General features: G+C 39.3%; 24 protein-coding genes. 1 reads left to right on the top strand and 23 read right to left on the bottom strand.

All coding sequences use genetic code 11. The features are described 5' to 3' along the window. Positions 1 to 336 precede the first annotated feature (336 nt). From LAV82_RS15105 to LAV82_RS15030, 16 genes are all read right to left on the bottom strand, one after another. Complete coding sequence (locus tag LAV82_RS15105; RefSeq protein ID WP_499716352.1) at positions 337 to 984, bottom strand: nitroreductase family protein; 648 nt, start codon at positions 982 to 984, stop codon at positions 337 to 339. 271 nt (positions 985 to 1,255) lie between these two features. Beyond that, entirely contained in the window at positions 1,256 to 2,005 is a 750-nt protein-coding gene (locus LAV82_RS15100; RefSeq protein ID WP_211077950.1) for an SDR family oxidoreductase, read from the bottom strand. 21 nt (positions 2,006 to 2,026) lie between these two features. After that, positions 2,027 to 2,998, bottom strand: coding sequence for a DHH family phosphoesterase (locus tag LAV82_RS15095; RefSeq protein ID WP_013057637.1), 972 nt, complete (start codon positions 2,996 to 2,998; stop codon positions 2,027 to 2,029). 342 nt (positions 2,999 to 3,340) lie between these two features. After that, complete coding sequence (gene hxlB / locus LAV82_RS15090; RefSeq protein ID WP_013057638.1) at positions 3,341 to 3,889, bottom strand: 6-phospho-3-hexuloisomerase; 549 nt, start codon at positions 3,887 to 3,889, stop codon at positions 3,341 to 3,343. Next, complete coding sequence (hxlA, locus tag LAV82_RS15085; protein WP_013057639.1) at positions 3,889 to 4,524, bottom strand: 3-hexulose-6-phosphate synthase; 636 nt, start codon at positions 4,522 to 4,524, stop codon at positions 3,889 to 3,891. The genes hxlB and hxlA overlap by 1 nt, the downstream gene beginning before the upstream one ends. A 101-nt stretch (positions 4,525 to 4,625) precedes the next feature. Beyond that, complete coding sequence (locus LAV82_RS15080) at positions 4,626 to 5,636, bottom strand: LacI family DNA-binding transcriptional regulator (RefSeq protein WP_013057640.1); 1,011 nt, start codon at positions 5,634 to 5,636, stop codon at positions 4,626 to 4,628. Between the two features lie 101 nt (positions 5,637 to 5,737). Next, positions 5,738 to 6,382, bottom strand: coding sequence for a bifunctional 4-hydroxy-2-oxoglutarate aldolase/2-dehydro-3-deoxy-phosphogluconate aldolase (locus LAV82_RS15075; protein WP_013057641.1), 645 nt, complete (start codon positions 6,380 to 6,382; stop codon positions 5,738 to 5,740). A 26-nt stretch (positions 6,383 to 6,408) separates the two neighbouring features. Then, positions 6,409 to 7,689 (bottom strand): MFS transporter, encoded by a 1,281-nt coding sequence (locus tag LAV82_RS15070; protein ID WP_211077949.1) that lies wholly within the window; start codon positions 7,687 to 7,689, stop codon positions 6,409 to 6,411. 2 nt (positions 7,690 to 7,691) lie between these two features. Next, positions 7,692 to 8,651 (bottom strand): sugar kinase, encoded by a 960-nt coding sequence (locus LAV82_RS15065; RefSeq protein ID WP_055990953.1) that lies wholly within the window; start codon positions 8,649 to 8,651, stop codon positions 7,692 to 7,694. After that, a complete protein-coding gene (locus LAV82_RS15060) occupies positions 8,648 to 9,391 on the bottom strand; it encodes a sugar phosphate isomerase/epimerase family protein (protein ID WP_499716351.1) in 744 nt (247 codons plus the stop codon). The genes LAV82_RS15065 and LAV82_RS15060 overlap by 4 nt, the downstream gene beginning before the upstream one ends. Before the next feature lie 158 nt (positions 9,392 to 9,549). Next, positions 9,550 to 10,278: a hypothetical protein gene (locus tag LAV82_RS15055; RefSeq protein ID WP_013057645.1), complete on the bottom strand. Its 729-nt coding sequence runs from the start codon at positions 10,276 to 10,278 to the stop codon at positions 9,550 to 9,552. 141 nt (positions 10,279 to 10,419) lie between these two features. Further along, complete coding sequence (locus tag LAV82_RS15050) at positions 10,420 to 11,880, bottom strand: phytoene desaturase family protein (RefSeq protein ID WP_280159381.1); 1,461 nt, start codon at positions 11,878 to 11,880, stop codon at positions 10,420 to 10,422. Next, positions 11,877 to 13,016, bottom strand: a complete 1,140-nt coding sequence (locus tag LAV82_RS15045) for a glycosyltransferase family 2 protein (RefSeq protein WP_499716350.1) — start codon at positions 13,014 to 13,016, stop codon at positions 11,877 to 11,879. Before LAV82_RS15045 ends, LAV82_RS15050 begins: the two co-directional genes overlap by 4 nt. After that, positions 12,980 to 13,693 (bottom strand): lysophospholipid acyltransferase family protein, encoded by a 714-nt coding sequence (locus tag LAV82_RS15040; RefSeq protein ID WP_029322579.1) that lies wholly within the window; start codon positions 13,691 to 13,693, stop codon positions 12,980 to 12,982. Before LAV82_RS15040 ends, LAV82_RS15045 begins: the two co-directional genes overlap by 37 nt. Then, complete coding sequence (locus LAV82_RS15035) at positions 13,690 to 14,457, bottom strand: carotenoid biosynthesis protein (protein ID WP_013057649.1); 768 nt, start codon at positions 14,455 to 14,457, stop codon at positions 13,690 to 13,692. The genes LAV82_RS15040 and LAV82_RS15035 overlap by 4 nt, the downstream gene beginning before the upstream one ends. A gap of 235 nt (positions 14,458 to 14,692) precedes the next feature. Next, the gene (locus LAV82_RS15030) at positions 14,693 to 15,154 is read right to left on the bottom strand and encodes a hypothetical protein (protein ID WP_013057650.1); all 462 of its coding nucleotides are present in this window, start codon (positions 15,152 to 15,154) and stop codon (positions 14,693 to 14,695) included. A 272-nt stretch (positions 15,155 to 15,426) separates the two neighbouring features. Here LAV82_RS15030 and LAV82_RS15025 point away from each other — a divergent pair, with 272 nt between their 5' ends. Continuing rightward, entirely contained in the window at positions 15,427 to 16,065 is a 639-nt protein-coding gene (locus LAV82_RS15025; protein WP_013057651.1) for a HoxN/HupN/NixA family nickel/cobalt transporter, read from the top strand. A gap of 256 nt (positions 16,066 to 16,321) precedes the next feature. Here LAV82_RS15025 and LAV82_RS15020 read toward each other — a convergent pair whose 3' ends face one another. From LAV82_RS15020 to LAV82_RS14990, 7 genes are read right to left on the bottom strand one after another with little or no spacing between them, the layout of a single operon-like run. After that, positions 16,322 to 17,131, bottom strand: coding sequence for an urease accessory protein UreD (locus tag LAV82_RS15020; protein ID WP_499716349.1), 810 nt, complete (start codon positions 17,129 to 17,131; stop codon positions 16,322 to 16,324). Further along, positions 17,128 to 17,742, bottom strand: a complete 615-nt coding sequence (gene ureG, locus LAV82_RS15015; protein ID WP_211077942.1) for an urease accessory protein UreG — start codon at positions 17,740 to 17,742, stop codon at positions 17,128 to 17,130. The genes LAV82_RS15020 and ureG overlap by 4 nt, the downstream gene beginning before the upstream one ends. Positions 17,743 to 17,781: 39 nt before the next feature. Continuing rightward, positions 17,782 to 18,468 carry an urease accessory protein UreF gene (locus LAV82_RS15010; RefSeq protein WP_499716347.1) on the bottom strand — a complete coding sequence of 229 codons (687 nt, stop codon included), beginning with the start codon at positions 18,466 to 18,468 and terminating at the stop codon, positions 17,782 to 17,784. Then, positions 18,461 to 18,907, bottom strand: a complete 447-nt coding sequence (gene ureE, locus LAV82_RS15005) for an urease accessory protein UreE (protein ID WP_013057656.1) — start codon at positions 18,905 to 18,907, stop codon at positions 18,461 to 18,463. The genes LAV82_RS15010 and ureE overlap by 8 nt, the downstream gene beginning before the upstream one ends. A gap of 10 nt (positions 18,908 to 18,917) precedes the next feature. Continuing rightward, on the bottom strand, positions 18,918 to 20,627 hold the full coding sequence (gene ureC / locus LAV82_RS15000; RefSeq protein WP_029322587.1) for an urease subunit alpha: 1,710 nt from the start codon (positions 20,625 to 20,627) through the stop codon (positions 18,918 to 18,920). 1 nt (position 20,628) lies between these two features. Next, positions 20,629 to 20,955, bottom strand: a complete 327-nt coding sequence (locus LAV82_RS14995) for an urease subunit beta (protein ID WP_013057658.1) — start codon at positions 20,953 to 20,955, stop codon at positions 20,629 to 20,631. A gap of 14 nt (positions 20,956 to 20,969) precedes the next feature. Further along, positions 20,970 to 21,272, bottom strand: coding sequence for an urease subunit gamma (locus LAV82_RS14990; RefSeq protein ID WP_499716346.1), 303 nt, complete (start codon positions 21,270 to 21,272; stop codon positions 20,970 to 20,972). Positions 21,273 to 21,288: the final 16 nt, after the last annotated feature.

Below are 21,288 nucleotides of genomic sequence, written 5' to 3'. Positions count from 1 at the left end.
ACCTCACAAGTGGATATGTTAACAAATATTCTCTAAAAAACCAAGTTAAAAACTTTATTTTTTTGTAAAACATCGTTGAATTGCTTATGTATAGCGCATAAATTCCACAGAAGATTTGAGGACTACTCCTCCTATTTAACCGCATTTTTCTTAGGTTAAACATAAAAGAATATTCAAACTATTTACTAAAAAAAGGGTCTGAGACATAAGGAAATCAACCGCTAGAAGCAGCTACATACGCAACACCTACGCTTGCCATACCAATGAAAAAATCCGAACGATTCATCGTTCGGATTTTGCTTCAACTAAAATAATTTTGTCCGTACCTCTTTTTTCTTATTTAAATACTTTTACACGTTCACTTAGCGGTTGAAATTCTTTTTCGCCCGCTGGCGCCACAGGATTACCAAATGGCATTTGAGCAATTAATTTCCATGAGCTTGGAATATTCCAAGCTGCTTTTACTTCACCGTCAATCAATGGATTGTAATGCTGTAAAGTTGCTCCTAGGCCTTCCAGCTCAAGCGCTGTCCAAATCACATGCTGCAGCATACCTGATGATTGGTTAGACCAAACCGGGAAATTTTCGCTATAAGATGCGAACTGTTTTTGCAATCCTTCAATTACTTCTTGATCTTCAAAGAAAAGAACTGTTCCATAGCCGCTTCCGAATAAGTTCATTTTTTGATCCGTATCTGAAAAATTTTCAGCTGGAACAATTTTACGAAGCGTTTCTCTCGTAATATTCCATACTTTATCATGCTGTTCGCCAAATAAAACAACTACGCGTGCGCTTTGAGAATTAAATGATGAAGGGGTATGTTTCACCGCAAAGTTAATAATTTCTTCAATTTTTTCTTCTGATATCTTTACATTTTTATCAATTGCATAAATAGAACGTCGGTTTTTAATTGCTTCATAAAAATCTTTTCCAACCTGTTGTTGATCACTTGATTTATCAAATAATTTATCTAAAAAACCCATTTTCCACACTCCTAATTGTTTGTTTTTTTAACTTAAATTGCATGTTTATACCCTTCCCCCTGATAAAAGGAGATAAACAAGGTATAATGAATTCTTATATCTCTAATTCGAGATATTAAACTAAAAAAATATTAATTGAAATTTAATTACTTTATGTAACTTACTTTACAATGATTATTTTAGTCTGTCAAGAAAAAAAATGATTATCTTTTTCCTTTCTTGATTATATGAAAAAAGACCGCTAGATACGGCAGTCTTTTTTCACAGATGCTTAATGTTCATAAATCATCTTTCGCGTCATTCCCCCGTCTACTACGAGGTTAGCTCCTGTTACAAAATCATTTTCAACGTTTGTTAAGTACATACACGCTCTTGAAATATCGGCTGGCGTTCCCACCCGGTTAGACGGATGCTGCGTATGATCGATTTCACGAAGGCCATCGTAGTCAGATGTCTCAATCCATCCTGGAGAAATAGCGTTTACTGTGATATTGTCATCACCAAGTGAAATGGCAAGTGCATGAGTTAAAGCAACGATTCCTCCTTTTGTAGCCGCATAGGCTTCTGTGTGAGGTTCAGACATTGCAGCTCTTGTAGAAGCTAAGTTTACAATGGAGCCTCCGCTTTCGTTTTTTCTCATCACCTTAGCTGCTTCGCGAGAGCATAGAAACACGCTGCGCAGGTTCGTATTGATAATGTCATCCCATTCATCAATGGTTAGCTCATACGGTGATTTCCAGCGGGAAACGCCTGCATTATTAATCAAAATATGTATCGTTCCATACGTACTGACCGTTTTTTCAACGAGATTTAAAATGTCGCCTTCTTTTCGGACGTCTGTTTTCACAAAAATGGCTTCTCCGCCTTGTCTTTGAATAGCTTCTGCGTGACCCTCTCCTTCGGTTTCGTCCACATCTGCCAATACCACTTTTGCTCCTTGTTTCGCGTATGCGCGGGATACATCTTTACCTATTCCGTTCGCAGCTCCGGTAACAACAACAACTAAATCTTTAAACGACATATCATCTCCTCCTTATACGCTTTATTCACTTTTTTCTTCGTCTTTAAACAAGTGATCCGTGACGAAAAGAGCAAACGTTTCAGCCGTTAACTTGCATCCAGAAGCTTTTGGGTGACCTCCTCCTCCAAGGTGCCCAACAATTTCTGCTAAGTTGATTTCGTCTTTTACTGCACGGAAGCCAATCTTTTGGCGTCCCATGTCCACCATAACGGAAAAGTCGATATCTTCGTTTTCTAGACACAGTGCATTTCCTAGCTCAGACTGATATGTATCTGCAAATACAATCCCTGCGTTGTACGCTGTTTTATCAATTTCAACTCTTTCTTTTATGATTTGTTTTTGTTTGTCATAAATGTATTTTTCAATCTTTTTTTCTTCTGCTTCTAGTAAAATTTCGTGTTTGTCCGTAAACGTAAATTCTTGATTTTCAGTATGATACGATTCACGAAGTGTTTCTAGAATGGTTTCTTTAAATTCTTCATGCGGGATTAGATAATATAGGTGATTAAGGCGCTTTGCTTTCAAGTTATTTTCATGGAACCAGTCCCACGTATCAAATAAGCGCACAAGTTCTACGTACTCATCAAGCAACGCCGTTTTTTGGAGCATGTTGCGGCGCACTAAGTAGTCATAGAAAAGAGATGTAGCTGCCGTCTTTTTACCGTTTTCATCTTCCGCAATAACATGAACCCAATCGTATTTCTCAGCTAGTGGAAGAGCAGAGATATGATGGTCAATAAGAGTGATTTGCTGGCCTTTTTTTACCAGTTCATTTAATTTTTCCGCTACTTCCTCATTTACGCTAATATCCGTTATGTATAAAGCTGTGTCTCCATCGTTTTCTTCTTCAATAAAATGTGTCACTGTGTCATTGATGCGGCCAATGCTTACCGTGCTGTAATCAAAGTTGTCATCGCTAAACGCTAACCGACCCAACAGTGCTGGACTTACCCCGTCTAAATCGTTATGTGAAATTAATTTTATTTTTGTCATTAATCAAAACTCCTTTATTTTCAGTCGCCTTAGTATATGTACCGGCTTGTATATTATAGCAATTTCAGCATAAAAATGCTGTCATTTACTTTGAAGAGAAGGAATATATTCGCAATAAACAAAACTGAAGTAAACGTTCAGACTTAGACTTGCCTGTATCAAAAGAGAATGAGACATAACTACATCGATTCAATTAACAGCTAGAAGCAACTACACACATGAAACCTACGCTCACCTATACCAATGAAAAAATCCGAACGAATGTGATTCTTTATCAAGAATCTCGATTCATCGTTCGGATTTTCTTTTAAATAACCTACTTTTGTTCTAGCCTCTTTCCTCTTATTCTAAATTGCTATGCTGCTTAAACGCCTGTTCATGATCCGTGTGATTCAAATTCCCGTATTCTAAGCAAATGGCATCAAATACAACGTGAGCACATTGATCAAATAATGAGCCTAAAGGCTGAATAGAAGCGGCTTCATTTTCGCTTCGGTATTTGGTTGCAGCGGGAATGTGCAGCAGCTCATCAGTATGAGCAGTTAACGGTGATTCTGTACTAGCTGAAATGCCGATAACTGAACATCCTACTTCTTTGGCTTTTTTAGCTACACTCACCACTTGCTGTGTTTTTCCTGAACCAGATACGGCCACCAACACGTCACCTGCTGCAATCGAAGGAGTAATGGTCTCCCCTACAACATATACTGTCGCACCTAAATGCATCAGTCTCATCGCAAATGATTTGCCCATTAACCCAGAGCGGCCTTCGCCTATAACAAAAATTCGTTTCGCTTGGTAAAGTGAAAACGCTACTTCTTCTATTTGCGGTTCTTTTATGTGATTCATTACGGCCGTAATTTCGTCTAAAATCGTTTGTGTTTTTGTCATTATACGTTCCCCCTGCTCATAAATAAGTTTTGAAATTCAGCAGATGCCTTTGCCACATCCGCACTTTTTGTAATCGCTGATCCAATAATCGCGACGTCCGCTTTCATTTGAAGTAACGATGCTGCTGAGGCTGGATTAATTCCTCCTGCTACTGCTATTTGGGCATCTGAATGAAAATATTGCCGCAAATTTATTTGACTCAGCGATTTTCCTTCTTTTTCTTGCTCGTCTTTGCTGATATGATGGCAAAAAATAGCGTTTCTATAAATACCTACTTGCTTTTGCGAGCTGCTTGATGTGTTTAATAAATCAACCATCATTTTTTTATTCCATTTTTCGCTGACATTTGCGCAAGTATCTATCGTAGGTAAAGGTGATACGCCCATGACTGTTGCTATATCTGCACCTGCTTGATAGCACATTGTAAACTCATACTCTGCGTTATCAATTGTTTTGATATCTGCTACAATCGTCTTGTGTGGAAATGCCTGTTTGATTTTATAAATGCTTTCAATTCCATACTCTTTTATAAGAGATGTACCTACTTCAATCCAATCAACAGAGGGTTCTGCCAGCTTGGCAAGGATAATAGCTTCTTCAATTGTGACACGATCTAATGCTACTTGTATCTTCATATTTTTTTCCTCACTTTCTACTAAATCGGTTTAGTAACAGCGTAAAAAAAACCAATATTTTGATGAGCTAAAAAGAGCACGCCATAGGCGCTCTTTTTAGCTTAATGCGACAAAGTTGTTTCTCGAATAATTAATTCACACTCATACTGGTACTCTTCATAAGCTATCTTTTCTTTCAAAATTTGTTTAATAAGTAAATCTGCTGCTTTTGTTCCCATATCAAAAGCGGGCTGCGAAATCGTCGTAACAGCAGGCGTTGCTACATCTGCGTAAGGAATATTATCATAAACAATTAAAGATAAATCATTTGGGATATTAAATCCGTGTTGTTTAATAAATTTCTGCACTTCAATGAATACTAAATCGTTTCCAGCAAGCAGCGCTGTCGGCGGATTATCGGCTGCAAATAGCTTCTCAAGCGCTTTTTGCATGTCCGCTTTTTTGCAGTTGATAATCATGGATTCATTTACAGGCATATTGGCTGATGTTAACGCTTCTTTGTACCCTTCTACACGTTCAATCCGGGGTGTAATAGTTAATGGTTCTGTAATAATCGCTATATGCTTATGTCCAAGCTCGAGGAGATGCAAAATAGCCTGTTTTGTGGCTTCTTGGTTGTTTGCCACTACGGATGGAATTTTTCCTTTTACATCATGAATTTTACGATCCATAATAACAACCGGATATTCTTCTTTGATCATCTGCTCATAAAGAGAAGTATTGGCTCCCGTTGGAAATAAAATAAGGCCATCTACTTGCTTTGCTTTTAACATATTAATATATTTCTTTTCTTTATCAGGGTCATCATCTGCGTTACAGATGATGGCATGTATATCTTGTGAATGGCAATAGTCTTCAATTGCACGAATGACTTCAGTAGAAAATCTGTGCATAATATTCGCGACAATAATCCCAATCATCGACGTTCGCTTTTGTTTTAAGCTCCTTGCTAGATAGTTGGGCTGATAGCCGAGTGTATCAATCGCTTCTTTAATTTTCTTTCGTGTTTCTTCGCCCATATATTCATACCGCTTGTTAATGTATTGTGATACGGTGCTTTTGGAGACATTTGCTGCTTTTGCAACGTCCAGCATAGTAACTTTTTGCATCATAATCCGTCCTTTTCATTCAATCCCTAAAATTATGCTACTCCTAGTGTAAACGAAAAAAACGAAAAAGGAAAAGCCTTCTTGCTAGCAGAAGGCTTTATTTATTAAACGTACGCAAGCCTAGCTTCTTGAATTTCATGAGTAAAACGCTTCGCTTCCTTTGTTACTTGAAGTAAGTATTCAGGAGTTGGAAGCTGCTTTCCATCCACTAATGTGCTTCCTGCCCCAATAGCAGCTGCTCCAGCTTTAATATAAGCTCCTGCATTTTCAGCCGTAACGCCGCCCGTTGGCATTAATGGAATATGAGGAAGCGGTCCTGCTATATTTTTAAAATAAGCGGGGCCCACTACGCTTGCCGGGAAGACTTTAATCATATCTGCACCGCATTCATAGGCTGTTAAAATTTCAGTGGGTGTAAAAGCGCCCGGAACGCTAATGACTCCGTATCTTTTAGCTGTTTTAATTGTTCGTTCATTAACCGTAGGAGAAAAAATAAATGACGCTCCTGCCATAATAGCAATTCGTGCTGTTTCTTCGTCTAGAACAGTTCCTGCTCCAATAAACATCGAGTCGTCAAATTCATTTTTTAACTCTTTAATAACCTCTACGGCAGCAGGGTTTTCCATTGTAATTTCTAGGTTTGTTACTCCGCCTTCTTTTAACGCGTAGGCAAGCGGAATAATTCGCTCAGCACTTGCTCCTCGAATGACCGCTACAATACCGCTACTTGTAATTTTCTCAATATGCATTTGAATTCTCCTTTTCTATCGTTGCATTAAGCTGTTGTTTCAACTGGCTTTATACTTTGAACTTCTCTTGGCTTTTTCGTTGCGACAATAGTTAGAATGGCAGCAAGGAATAATGATCCCGCCATAAAGATATAGGAAGCGCCAAATCCTCCTGTTGATCCATTCAAAAACCCTACGATATAAGAACCCGCAAATGAGCCAAGTGCGCCCATGCTATTAATTAAAGCCATCGCTCCTCCGGCAACATTACGCGGTAAAATTTCAGGGATAATTGCAAAGAACGGTCCGTACGGAGCGTACATTGTCCCTCCGGCGATAACGAGTAAAGTAAAAGAAAGCCAGAAGTTGCTTGTGCCAACTAAGTATGATCCGTAAAAGGCAAGCGCTCCTACCAATAAGAACGGCCATACAAATGCGCTTCGTTTTAAAAACTTATCTGATAAATATGAAACCGTTAACATTAATACGACTGCTAATACGTAAGGAACGGACGCTAACCAACCGGTCTTTACTATACTCATGTTAGGCGCTGCTTTAATAATAGAAGGAAGCCACATAACAAATCCGTAGACGCCGATACTCCATAAAGCATATTGAATACTTAATAAAATGACAGTACGATTTTTGAAAGCCTCTTTATAGCCTTTAACAGGTTTAATTCCTTCTTGTTCTTTTTGTAATGCTTCATGCAAATCTGTTTTTTCTTTTTTCGACAGCCAGCCTGCATCTTTTGGCTCGTCGTTTACTAGTTTCCACCATAAAAACGCCCAAATAACAGCTGGAAAACCTTCTAAAATAAACATCCATCTCCAGCCAAACGATTCTAGCAAATATCCAGAAACAATCGACATCCAAAGGACGGTTGCAGGGTTTCCTAAAATTAGGAATGTGTTGGCTCTAGAACGCTCTGCTTTTGTAAACCAGTGGCTTAAAAATACGAGCATAGCAGGCATAACGGCACTTTCAACTATGCCTAAAGCAAACCGAATAACAAACAAAAATCCAACGTGGCTTACCATACCTGTAGCTGTAGCAAGCCCTCCCCATAAAATCAGAGACCAAAAAATCAGCTTTTTGGCGCTTTTATTTTCAGCATAGTGAGCGCCTGGAATTTGAAAGAAGAAATAACCTAAGAAAAAGAGCGATCCTAATAAAGACGAAATACCTGGTGTAATATGAAGATCTTCCGCCAGCCCTGCTGCTGCTCCAAACCCGTAGTTTGCACGGTCTAAATATGCAAGGCTATACGTAATAAATACGATAGGAATTAACCGAAGCCATCTTTTTTTTGCTAGCTGCTGTTTCATTATCACTTCACTCCTTGTTTTTGGGATTCCATATATCTTTGCAACTGCTGTTCAGTTGGATATCCGTCGTTATCTCCAGGGCTTTGTACAGCTAATGACCCAATAGCATTTGCTCTCCTTACAGACTGAGTAAGAGAATCATTTTGAAGAAGTCCGCTTAACAGTCCTACTGCAAAACCGTCTCCTGCTCCGACTGTATCCACTATTTGTTTCACTTTTATTCCTTCAACCATTCCTTGCTCTTTAGCCGTCTTAAAAAAGGCTCCTTGTTCACCTAGTTTAATAACGACAAGCTCTACGCCTGCATCTAAATAGTAAGAAGCAATGTCTTCTGGATTTTCGTAGCCGGTTAAGATTTTTCCTTCTTCAATACCCGGCAGAACGTAGTTTGCTTGTTTAGCAGCTTCATTGATTGTAATAACCATTTCTTCTTTCGATGCCCAAAGAGTGGGTCTAAGGTTTGGATCAAAGGAAACCGTTCTTCCAGCTGCTTTCATCGATGTAAGTGCATGTAGAGCAAAATCGCGCATACTTGCTGACACAGCAAGCGGTATGCCTGTCATATGCATATGTTTTGCCGCTAAAAAATAGTTTTGATTAAAATCGCTGGAGTGCAAGTGACTGGCTGCTGAATTTTTTCGGAAGTAACAAACTTCCGGATCTCCCACTTCCACTTTTGATTTAATTTGAAAGCCTGTTGCATGCTCGCTATCTACTAGTACACAATCGGTGTTGACTGACTCCTCTTGTAGCCGTTTCATAATAAACGTACCGAAAGGATCGTTGCCGACTTTGCTCACCCAGCCTGCGCGCAGACCGAGACGAGCGAGACCAATTGCTACATTTGTTTCTGCTCCGGCTAGTTCTTTCGTATAACGCTTAATCTCATGCAGCGGTCCCGGCTGTTCTGCCATGAACATCGCCATTGCTTCTCCGAAGGTAATAACGTCTAATGAATTCATTGCACTTCCTCCTGTTCTGCTGCTTGCACCAATGAAATGAAGCCTGGAACTTGTTCTGGTTCATCGATTGGAAACTCTAAAGCTTTAAAAGTAGAATGAGAAAACCCTTTCAAAATTTCTTTCCACATTTCATTTGAACCGTTTGATATAGCGGTGGTCACTAGCTTTCCGCTGTTTTTTATTACGTGTTTAATATGAATATAGCCCACAAATGACCTTAGCTTTTTGATTGCTTCCTGGGGTTGTTCATGTACATAAAGCCAATTACCAATATCAAACGTCATGAAAACAGGAACTTCGTAAGCGTTATCAAAAAATGCGTGCAGAGATGCTATGTTGCCTCCGTGACTGGTTTGATCGTTTTCTACAAATAGATGTAAAGCTGGAAATGCTTCTAATAGCTGCTTTAAATCTGCTATAGGCGATTGGGGCTGATAAAAACCAAGAGAAACTTTTACCCACTGAGCGCCAAGTGATACGGCTTCTTCAAGAATAGCTTTTAATTCTTGTGTGTTTAACTCTCCATTTTCTCTCCACAGTTCAATTGGAGCCGAATATACTGTAAAAAGCGGATATTTTTTTAATTCTCCGGCAATAAGCTCAATCTCTTGATCTACTTTTTTCATTAACTCTCTTCGAATTTCCACTCCATGTACTTGCTGCTCATGTATTTTCCCAATTATGGTGTGCTGAAAGCCTGTTGTTTCAAATGCATTTAACGGGATAATGATACTATTCATAAATCGACCTACCTTTCTTATTATGCTAACTAACCACTTACTAAACCGGTTTAGTAAATCGATTTATCTAAATTATAAGACTATTGAAAGCGCTTTTCAAGCTTTTTTTATAAATTATAAAAAAAAAGAAACAACACAGCTTTATGCCGTGTTGTTTCTTAGTGATCATCTGTGCTTTTTACTAGATTGCGATCTTGCTGGTAAATATCATAAATCAAAAAGCTAAAGCCATAGTACAAGACCATGATGACAACTGACTTCGTCATGATAAATAAAGCGCCTAGCCCGATACCAACTAACAGCGTCTGGACACTTAAACGGTCACGCTGGAAAGCTAGCTGTGATAGGAAATAACCAATACCAATTAAGACGGCCAATACCCATGTGTTTTCAATGGCTAATATATAGTGACTATATAAATAAAAGCTAGGAAAATAGACGGTGCTTTCTACGAAGCTGGAAATACCGCTGTATGCTAGCCACCACTTTTGCTCTCTTTCCGTTTTAGGAACGGTTGCCTCAATTGACGTGGGCATTTCCTGTTCCACAAAAACCGTTTCTCCATGATCTTTCATCCATTGAAGCATAATGGAAAGAATGATAAAGCCTGCAAAGATTAAAAGCAGCAAATATTCAATCCACGCTGGATACGGAGCCGTGCGATGAATCGTATCGAGATATACTCCCTGTAATCCTAACATAGAAATTGGAACCCTATGGTATACCATCACCGCAATATAAAATAGTAAAATTAGCACATAAAAAAAGAACTGTTCTTTGTAGTAGCGAACTTTTTTGCCTTCTGAAGCAAGTCGCTTAACAGTCACGCTTTCCAAGTACGGACGGATAATGCTTATGATAATAATAAGACACGTAAATACAATCATATAGTTATGTAATCACCTTTTCAACTTCGTTATGTAACATGTTTTTTCATTTTTTCCATCCGTAAGAACAGTAGGTTAACAGCCTCTGCACTTTCTTATAGTACCAAAAAACTAAACTTTTTGACAATCCTGATTTATCAATTAGGAAGATGAAATAAGCATAGCTACATTGATGCCGCTAATCGTGACCATAGGAGACCCTCCTCCAGGGTGAGTCGTTCCTCCTACAAAATATAAGTTTTTAACATCTTTTGAGACGTTGCTTGGGCGAAGAAAACTATCCATTTTCCGGTTTGAACTCACGCCGTACAAAGCACCTTTAAATGCGCCAAACGTTTGTTCAATTTCATATGGAGTAACAATTCGTTCATGTACAAGCGAAGGCTTGATATCTAAACCAAACTGAGAAAGCTTGCGATAGACAACTTCCCTGTAAGCTTTCATTTCTTCTTGATTCTCTTCTTTCACAGCAGGAGCATTCACTAAAATAAATAAATTATCACCCGGAGCTACCGTGTTATCGGTATATGAAGAATTACAAATGTAGATGGTGGGATCGGTTGGAAGCGTTTTTTGCTGAAATAGCTCATAGAATTCCTGTTTATAATCCTGAGAAAAATACACTTGATGATGAATCAGCTGAGAAAAGCGCTTCTTAACAGCTGCCATGATCACATAAGCTGATATGGAAGGCTCGAATTCAGCTGCTTTTTTGTTTTTAAAATGAGGTCTATCCTGTTCTTTTACAAGTGCCGGATAGGCTTTTAGCAAGTCCCCGTTCACAATAACGATATCCGCGTCTATCTTTTCTTCTCCATTTACTTCCACTCCGACAGCCCGTTTATTTTTTACGATTATTTCAGTAACGCTGCAGTTTGTATACAGCTTTCCTCCAGCTTTTTGGAACACATGTCCCAGCCCTTTTGCAATTCTAGGATTTCCTCCTTTTACATAGTACACCCCATCATTCATTTCTAAATGTCCAATCAGTGAAAACGTAGCGGGTGATGTATAAGGTGAAGATCCGATATAGGTTGCATATCGATTAAATGCATTTCGAATGTTTTCGTTTCGAAAAAAACGCTGATGAAACGTATCTACTGTTTCAAACGGCCTTACTTGCAGCAATGCTTTTAATAAAGAAGGGTTTGTGTAATCTTTCCACGATGAAAATGTCCGGTAGAAAAATTGGCTTTTTGCAATGTCGTATATTCTTTTTACTTCTTTTAAATAGGCAGGGTATTGCTCCGCAGCAAAGGGATCGAGACGTTCAAGCTGCTGAATCATCTTTCTTTCATCTATAGACATGGAAAATTGGGAGCCGTCGGTGAAGAAATTATTCGTATGATGCGTTAGTTTGACAAGAGGCATATAGTCTTCTGGACGTTCACCCGCTTGCTCAAATAACCACTGAAAAACTTCGGGCATTGTAATGGTATTAGGCCCAAAATCAAAAGAATATTCTCCTAGCTGCACAGGCATCATTTTTCCGCCTACATGCTCGTTTTTTTCCACAATTGTGACATCGAACCCCTTTGTTTGAAGAAGAACTCCTGCAGCTAATCCGCCTAACCCTGCCCCAACTATTAGTACTTTTTTCATTGATAATGCCTTCCTTTCCATTCATATCCCTGCTTTTTTCGTTCACGCTTCATGGAATGATTCATCAGCAGCATCAGCACAATTGCCGACGCGGGCATCGTACAAAACAAAAGCCCTTTTTGCTGAACCGACCGGTCAATTAAAAACCGCTGAAAAAGCATAATGCAAAAAGGCAGAATCCAAAGCATGTTGCCTGTGAATATTCCTGCTATAAAAAAAGGAAGCGGCAGCACATAGTAACAGGCAAAAAAAACGCTTAGTACCCAAACTGCTTTAGCGGAGCGGCCCAGACCTACAAAGATGTTTTTAGCAAAACCGTTCCATACTTCTTCTGTTGTTTCATACATATAACAGCTAACATGAGAGGTAATATTAGCTAAAATGACGCGGTGTTTCTTTTGTTTAAAAAGCTGGGCTAGGTGGACATCTTCTACTAGTGAAGATTTGACGGCTTCATGTCCTCCTACGGCCTCGTATGTTTCTTTTTTTATAAACATAAAAGCACCGTGAGCCGCTGAAGCTTTGCTCATCTTATTACGATTAGCTACGACAACCGGTAAATAACTAAAAACAACCACATGCTGAAGCGGAACAACCAATGCTTCTAACCACGTTTTTACGGGAAAACGAGGGAAACCTGTTAAAAGAGCGGCTTTTGTCGCTTGTGCTGTGGCTAAAGTATGTTCCAGTGTACGTTCTTTTAGTTCTACATCTGCATCTACAAACAATAAATAGTCTCCATTTGCAGCTTGCGACAGCTGGTGACAGGCATGAACTTTTCCGACCCAGCCCTCTCTCAGCTCTTTTCCTTCTATGATGGTAAATCTCGGATCCCCGTGAATTTCTTTCAACAGCTGTGTTCGTGTTTGATCTGTGGACTGATCGTCTAGTATGACACATTCTAGATTGCTGTACGTTAATCCTTTAATAGAGGAAATGATTCGCTTTACATTTCGTTCTTCATTTCGCATTGGAATCAAAATAGAAATAAGAGGCTGAGGTGTTTTGGAATCTGGCTCGTATCTTTTTAATTTAGGCATTGCTTTAATATTTACAATGGTTAGAAGCAGCATAAAAATAAATAAAAGCATATAGTAAATCATTCTTTCACCTTCGCTTTCCACCACGTTAACCATTCACTAAGCGTCTTTTTTCCTTTTAATAAAACCGTAAATTCCTCATCGTTTTCTTGAATTATTTTCTGTTTTTGATAATCGAGCTGAGCAGTGACTGCACCGCCTAGCGTGTTGGTTATCTCTTCTCTTGCCTTAGATGAGTCGTAAAAAACAGCTTGCCCTACCCAGATAAAAAGCTCCGGTCGCTGATCATGGCGAAACGTATAATAATACGTAATGGGAATAACTTCAACGTCAGAATGCTTCTTTAGAAGAAAAGCAGGTCCTTCAGAAAAAGTTAACGGTCTTTTTTCAAGATGCTCTTCTTTTCCTTGGGGAAAAATAAGCACCGTTTTTTTCTCTTCTAACAGCTTACTGGCAAACCTTAACGATTCCACCGTATGCTTCGGAGACGCTGCATTTACTGAAAAAGCTCCGATTCGTTGAAAAAAAGGAAAATCCTTCATTCCTTGTTCGGACATCATAGCGTATAGATCTGTTTTTAATACCGCGTTATTTAAATAAAATGTCACTAAACCGTCCCACCAGCTGGAATGATTAGCAATTAATAAAATTTTTTTATCTTTTGGGAGCCCTTCTATATGTAAATGAATACGATAAAATTGCTTTTTAAGCTGATATGTGACAAACAGTTGAAAAAATCGCTCAAATATTGAGTTTTTCTTCGGGTAAATCATAAGCGAGTCTCCTTTTTATACACAATATAAAGAATAAGAAAAGGAATCATCGTCAGCCATACGACAAGCCATAGGCCATTCGCTAACGCTACAATCACAAACATCATGACAACTGCACTATACAAAAATACCATTCTTTTTTCCCACACCGGATTTTCCTCTTTAGGAGACTTAGCTAAAAAGAAATATACGACCAGCTGAATGAAGAAAGACAATAAAAACCAGCCGGAGAAATTTGATAAAGGAATATTATAATAAAAGCTGTCCCCTTCCCACACCCAATATTGTTTAACAACATAGGCAACAGGATCAATAGCCAAATCCATAATAACAGCAAAAAGCGAACTAATGACTGCATAGGCAATTCCATGGACAATAAACGGCAGTTCCATACGTTTCATAATTCCGAGAGCTAATATTCTGCTTGTGATCACAACCATAAACCAAGCCGAACCAATGGTCAGAGGAACCCCTAAAATTTTGGCACCAAAATCTTTTTCATAATCGTAGGATCCAAATAAAAATCCATACTTAACACCTAGACTTTCGATATAAATAGATGCGCCTGTCACAAATATCGCAACGAGCAGTGCCCGCCTTACTCCATAAGCTTTAGCTAGATAAATAAGAGCAAGAAGACTGCTCAAGTGTAAAAAGACCGCGTTTGCCCATTCTAACCATGAAGGCAGCAAATCGAAGGAAAGCAAGACGACTCCGCATACGTACCAGATAAGAAAAAAACGATAAATACCATTTGTGATCATCCTCTATCCACCTTCTCTCCAGCTTCTTTTTGTCAAAGTGCTATTATATAAGCTTGTACACATTCCCTCCATTTTCAATGTGCTCTTTTTTATGAGTAGTCCGCGCTCTCTTAAAATTATGTAAAAACAGCCACTGTTAGTACGTTCCCTAAATAAGAGACTTTATTACTTATTTATAAGCAAAAATAAAATAAACGTCCATTAAAATCTACGGATGTATAGATTGTAATGACGTTTATTTTTTCTTATGTATATACACTTCTAATAGCTTTTTGACAATGAGCCCGACAACAAGTCCGGGTATAACAGACAGCATAGGAAGCCAAATTGGTCCTATAAAAACACCGTTGATGGTTGTTACTGAGGAATACATAATGCCTACTGTAACAAAATAAGCACAGGAGACAAAAGGAATAAATGTAAATCTCGATGCGCCGTTTTCTGCTTCTTTAACAGCATCCCAAATTGCAAAGAAATACAAACATGGATAAAACATTAACCACTGCATGTTCATTACCTCTAGGGACTGCCTTGTTTCTCCTAAAAAGCTTAAGCGAATACCTTCATTAAAATTTGCACCCATATTAATGAGAAATTCAAGTACAATAAACAAAATTCCTTTTATATGTTTTTTGTTTAGTAATTGTCCAAAGCCCGGCAACGCAATGCTCCATAAAAGAGCTTCTAGTCTAGTCACGTTCTGTCCTAACATTTTGACGTATAAAAGAACTCCACAGCATGATATCAGTAGAAATTTTGTCCATAGTTATCAACCTCACAATAATTTACTCATAGTTTTTGTAAATGTAAAATTTTTATACTACATCTCCTTTAATATTTGTAACTTATTGTAAATTGATAAATAGTTTAGCTATTCGATCAGACATTTTCGTTTAGAATTTTCTGTTTATTAAAACAAAAACGTACGATATACTAGTTTTATACGTACGAAAGGATGAGAAAGCTGACATGGAAACAAGTTTTTTTTCAATTTTAATACTAGGGTTTTTTTTAGGAATCAAGCATGCTCTAGAACCAGATCATATTATCGCTGTATCAACCATTGCTTCAAAAAGTAAAAAGCTGTGGCGCTCTTCGCTTGCAGGAGTATACTGGGGGATTGGTCATACGCTTACGCTGTTTATTTTTGGCATGATTTTAATGGTGTTAAAAAGCAGTATTTCTGAACGTATGAGCATGTCACTTGAATTTTTAGTGGGCATTATGCTCGTTTACCTCGGTTTTACATCTTTTCTGTCTTACAAAAAACAAGTACATACGCATCACGAAAAAACGTCTTACTTGAAGTCATTGGGCATTGGCTTTGTTCATGGACTGGCCGGAAGCGCAGCGATGGTTGTATTAACGATGAGCACCGTTACTCACGTATGGCAAGGTGCTCTGTACATTATCATTTTTGGAATCGGCACTTGTCTTGGCATGCTGTTATTTACAACGGTTATTGGGATTCCATTCGTTACAACTAAAAAACAAGTGACGTTAAACCGCTGCTTGATGCAGGTAACAGGCGCTGTCAGCATTATATTTGGCCTTTATTATATGTATAATTTAGGTGTAAGCAACGGCTTGTTTAGCCTGTGGTTCTAAAAGTGAATGAGACATAACGAAAACAATTCCATCTAAAGATGAACAAGTAGGATAAATAATCTGGACTGCCTGTTCCACAGCTGTTGATTTCTGTGCAAGACGTCGCTTTGTCCTCTAATCAACGGCTAGAAGGAGCTACATACAGGGAACCTACGTTCACCCTACCAATAAAAAAATCCGAACGAATTTGATTCTCCACTAAGAATCCAGCTCGTTCGGATCTTCTTTCAACTAACATATTTTTGTCCCAGCCTCTTTAATACTTACGCAAAAGTGATACTTCAGCTTTTAGTAAATGCTGTCGGAAGAATCCGTATACTTTAGCGATTATGTCTTCAACTTCTTGTGTACTAGCAGCTAATATTCGAATAGCACATCCGGGGATCGGAAGTGCGGAAGCTCCTACTTTACAGCCTGCCTCTTCGCACAGCTGATGTACTTTCGCTATAAATGCGTCGTCGGCGTTTGGATGAACAATGATAATCGATCCAAAATGAGTATACCCTTCCATTTTCATCATGCCGCGCAAATGGCTTTCTGGCTTCAAGTATAAGTGATCGTATACCTTCAGCTGCTCGTTTACATACAGTTTAAGCTTGGAACGCATAGAGGTATATTGAAACAGCTGCCCATCCGGCGACCACCCCGGAGTTATGCTGTCACACATAAACAAAGCAGCGTTTTGTGCCATGTGAACCGTTATTTCTTGAACAAATGCAGCATTTTCATACAAAATAAGCGGGTCTGGTATATATTCCATGATGGCTTGTTCTTCAAGAGTTATACACGTTTCTTGTAAAACAGCTTCGTTCGGTGTTTTGTACACCTTTGTCGCAGATTGAGTAGTAGCCGTCAGCTGGGCATTTTTCTCTACCGTTATCATCGTTTTATACTTGTCTCCGCTTACGTATCCTCCGCCTACGTGAAGCATATAGACAAAAGGGTATTCAGGAGTCATGTAAATAGGTCTGGCGACTTTGAAAGCCCCGTAATGGTACGTATCTTTAATAACGGTTCGCTCACTGTTTCTTTCTGCTCGAAGCTCTAAATAACCCGTGTAGCTCATGATTCAAGGCCGATTAAAAAGGCCTCTTTTTTAATCCAGTCTATCACTTGGTCGAGCCCTTTATCTTCTTTTAAATTGGTGAAAACAAAAGGCTTGTGCCCTCTCGCTTGGATTGTATCTTTTTCCATTACTTCTAAACTGGCTCCTACATACGGGGCTAAATCTGTTTTGTTGATAATGAATAAATCAGATTTAATCATTCCTTGACCGCCTTTACGCGGGATTTTTTCCCCTTGTGCTACGTCGATGATATAAATCGAAAAATCAACGAGCTCTGGGCTAAACGTTGCGGCTAAATTATCTCCTCCGCTTTCTACAAAAATAAGTTCAACATCCGGGTGACGTTCCACTAACTCATCGATCGCAGCAAAGTTCATAGATGCATCTTCTCGAATGGCCGTATGAGGACATCCTCCTGTTTCTACTCCTACGATGCGATTTTCCGGTAAAATACTGTTTTTTACTAGAAATTGCGCGTCTTCTTTTGTATAAATATCGTTTGTAACGACCGCCATGCTTAGCTGTCCTTCTAGTGCACGCGTTAATCGTTCTACTAACATTGTTTTCCCTGCACCAACAGGTCCACCAATTCCAATTTTAATTGCATTCATTTTTTACGCCTTCATCGTTAGAAGGCCTTCCCTCCTTTTTTATGACATGAACAATCGGACATGCAATTGTTCATGCTGCATTTGAGCGATTTCTAACCCTGGTGTCACGGCACCAAATTCCTCTTGATCTGCTTGTAAAATATGCTGAAGTGCGTGCTGCAGCAGCGGCTGAAAAAGAACGAGCGTTTTTTGTCCATCCGTTTGACCGATCGGTATGCCGCGAACAGCATTTTGGATTAACGAAGAAATGCTAGCGTACAAGTGACTTAAAATTGCGTCTTCTTTTGTGATATTTAACTGCAGGCTGGCTAACGCAAATACAACAGCAGGATGTCCATACGCCTTCTTTGCTTTTACCTCACTCATATACTTTTCTAAATAAGAGCCTTGAAATAACTCTAAGCAAAGTTTTAACATGCGCTGGCCCACGCGTCTTGTCCCTTCTCTTGTTTCTTTTGACAAAGCAAGAGCGTATAATTCATGATCCACTCTCATAATTTCGTTCAACTGGTCATGAGCCGCATACTCATAAGCCAGTCTGCATGCTAAGCCGTCCGTATACGTCAGCTGAACATCAAGGTATGTACGAAGCGCTTCTTGAAAGGTTTCTGTGTTGTAAATTTGGTTTCGCTGAATATACGTTTCAAAGCCAAACGAATGTGAAAATGCACCGGATGGAAAATTTGAATCACATAGTTGAATCAGCGAAAGCAATGAATTAGTCATGACTGTGTCCGATATGCTTAAAAGCTTGTTTTACTTTTCTTTTTTCGCGCTTATAGGGAATATCAAGCTGCCGGAGCAATTCTTCGACTAAATAATCGTACTGTACGAGCATGTCTCCACCTTCAAACTGTGCCGGCAAATGGCGGTTGCCAAGCTGATGAGCAATTTCTCCCATTTGCTGAATATCAATCGGCTGAATCGTCAAAATATCGTCTGCCAGCACCTGCACAACAATCATATTGCTTTCATCCATAAACAGCACGTCGCCATCAGTGAGCTCGCGATTTTCTTTTAGACGAATTCCTAGTTCCTTACCGTGATCTGTTACAACGCGCTGAACTCGTTTTACTAAGTGATCACTTTCGATATATACCTTTTCTATATGCGGAGCCCTTTTTTCTAATGTTGCCATATTTCCGATAATTTTTTCGATTACCATTTCTTTCACCTCAAAATAAAAAGTATCGCTGCGCCATAGGCACAACTTCTGCTGCTTCACATGTAATCATTTGTCCATCTACTTTGACTTCGTACGTTTGGGGATCAACTTCAATTTTAGGCATTTCCCCGTTTAACTTCATATCTGTTTTTTTTAATTGACGAATATTTTTGACCGGTTTAAGCAGCTTTTGCAACCCCAGTTTCTCGCCCACTTTGTTCTCGTACGCTGCTCTTGACACAAACGTAAAAGACGTTTTAGCTCTTGCTTTTCCATAAGAAGCAAACATCGGACGGTATAAAACCGGCTGTGGAGTTGGAATTGAAGCGTTAGGATCTCCCATTAAGCTGTGTGCAATCAAACCGCCTTTTACAATCAAGTCAGGCTTTATTCCAAAAAACGCTGGCTCCCATAGGACTAAGTCAGCCATTTTCCCTGTTTCTACTGATCCTACGTATTCGGAAATTCCATGAGCAATAGCTGGATTAATCGTATATTTAGCTACATAGCGTTTGACACGTGCGTTATCGCCAGCTTCGCTGTCACCATCAAGTTTCCCGCGCTGCTTTTTCATTTTGTCAGCTGTTTGCCACGTTCTTGTAATCACTTCTCCTACACGTCCCATTGCTTGGGAATCTGAAGAAATCATACTGAATACACCTAAATCGTGTAAAATATCTTCAGCTGCAATCGTTTCTTTGCGAATGCGAGAATCAGCAAAAGCGATGTCTTCTGGTACAGAGGGATCAAGATGGTGACATACCATGAGCATATCTAAATGTTCTTCAAGCGTGTTGACAGTATAGGGTCTTGTTGGATTAGTTGATGATGGAAGCACGTTTGGAAAGCTTGCCATTTCCATAATATCAGGTGCATGTCCGCCTCCAGCTCCTTCAGTATGATAGGTATGAATGACTCGATCGCCAATCGCTGCAATCGTATCTTCGACAAAGCCGCCTTCATTTAAAGTATCTGTATGAATCGCAATTTGAACATCGTACTCGTCTGCTACCTGTAAGCTTGTGTCAATGGCAGATGCCGTGGTTCCCCAGTCTTCATGAAGCTTTAGTCCAATCGCTCCTGCTTCAATTTGCTCAATTAAAGGCTCTTTAGCACTTGCATTCCCTTTTCCTAAAAAGCCAATATTCATTGGGAATGCTTCAGCGGCTTCAAGCATTCGTTCAATATGCCACGCTCCGGGTGTACAAGTTGTAGCTTTTGTTCCTGTAGCCGGTCCCGTTCCTCCTCCAATCATTGTTGTAACTCCAGAGGCAAGAGCAGTTTCAATTTGCTGCGGACAAATGAAATGAATATGTGCATCAATACCGCCGGCGGTTACAATTTTCCCTTCTGCTGCAATCACTTCTGTACTCGCACCAATGATGATGTCTACTTCATCCATCAGCAGGGGATTGCCCGCTTTTCCGATGGTTTGAATGAGTCCATCTTTTATTCCAATATCTGCTTTATATATGCCTGTATAATCAACAATAATTGCATTTGTCAACACTAAGTCCGCTGCTTCGCTTCGTGTTGCAAGAGGATGCTGCCCCATTCCGTCACGAATGACTTTTCCTCCGCCGAACTTCACTTCATCTCCATATGTTGTGAAATCTTTTTCAATTTCAATAAATAGCTCTGTGTCTGCTAAACGAACAGCATCTCCAACGGTTGGTCCAAACATATCTGCATACTGACGTCGCGACATTTGAAAACTCATCTTATACATCTTCCTTTCTATCAGAAAGCGATCCGTTTGTTTTATTGTTAAGACCGTAGATTTCTCTTGTTCCGGAGAAAGCAACGAGATCGACTTCTTTTGCATCACCTGGTTCAAAACGAACGGCTGTACCGGCCGGAATATTTAAATGATAGCCAAGCGAAGCTTCGCGGGGGAATTCGAGCGCAGCATTCACTTCAAAAAAATGAAAGTGTGACCCTACTTGAACAGGTCGATCGCCTCTGTTGATTACAGTCACGCTAATTGATTTCTTTCCGTTATTACATGTGATTGGGTCTTTTTTTAAGAAATATTCCCCTGGAATCATATCTTTCCCTCCTCTTAACGAATTGGATCGTGCACAGTGACGAGCTTGGTTCCATCTGGAAAGGTAGCTTCCACTTGAATATCATGAATCATTTCCGGAATACCTTCCATTACATCTTCTCGTTTTAAAATCTTGGTCCCTTCTCGCATTAGCTGTGCTACCGTCTTGCCATCACGAGCTCCTTCCATAATTTCATATGTAATAATAGCTACTGCTTCGGGATAATTAAGTTTTACTCCTCTTGTTTGACGGCGTCTTGCTAAGTCTGCAGCTACGACAATCATTAATTTTTCTTGTTCTCTCGACGTAAGTTTCAATGAAAGCTTCCTTTCT

The sequence above is a fragment of the Bacillus sp. ILBB4 genome (assembly GCF_035064545.1).
Classification (GTDB): Bacteria; Bacillota; Bacilli; order Bacillales; family Bacillaceae_H; genus Priestia.
Note: the sequence above shows the minus strand (reverse complement) of the source record. Positions and strands in the feature narration are given on the sequence as shown.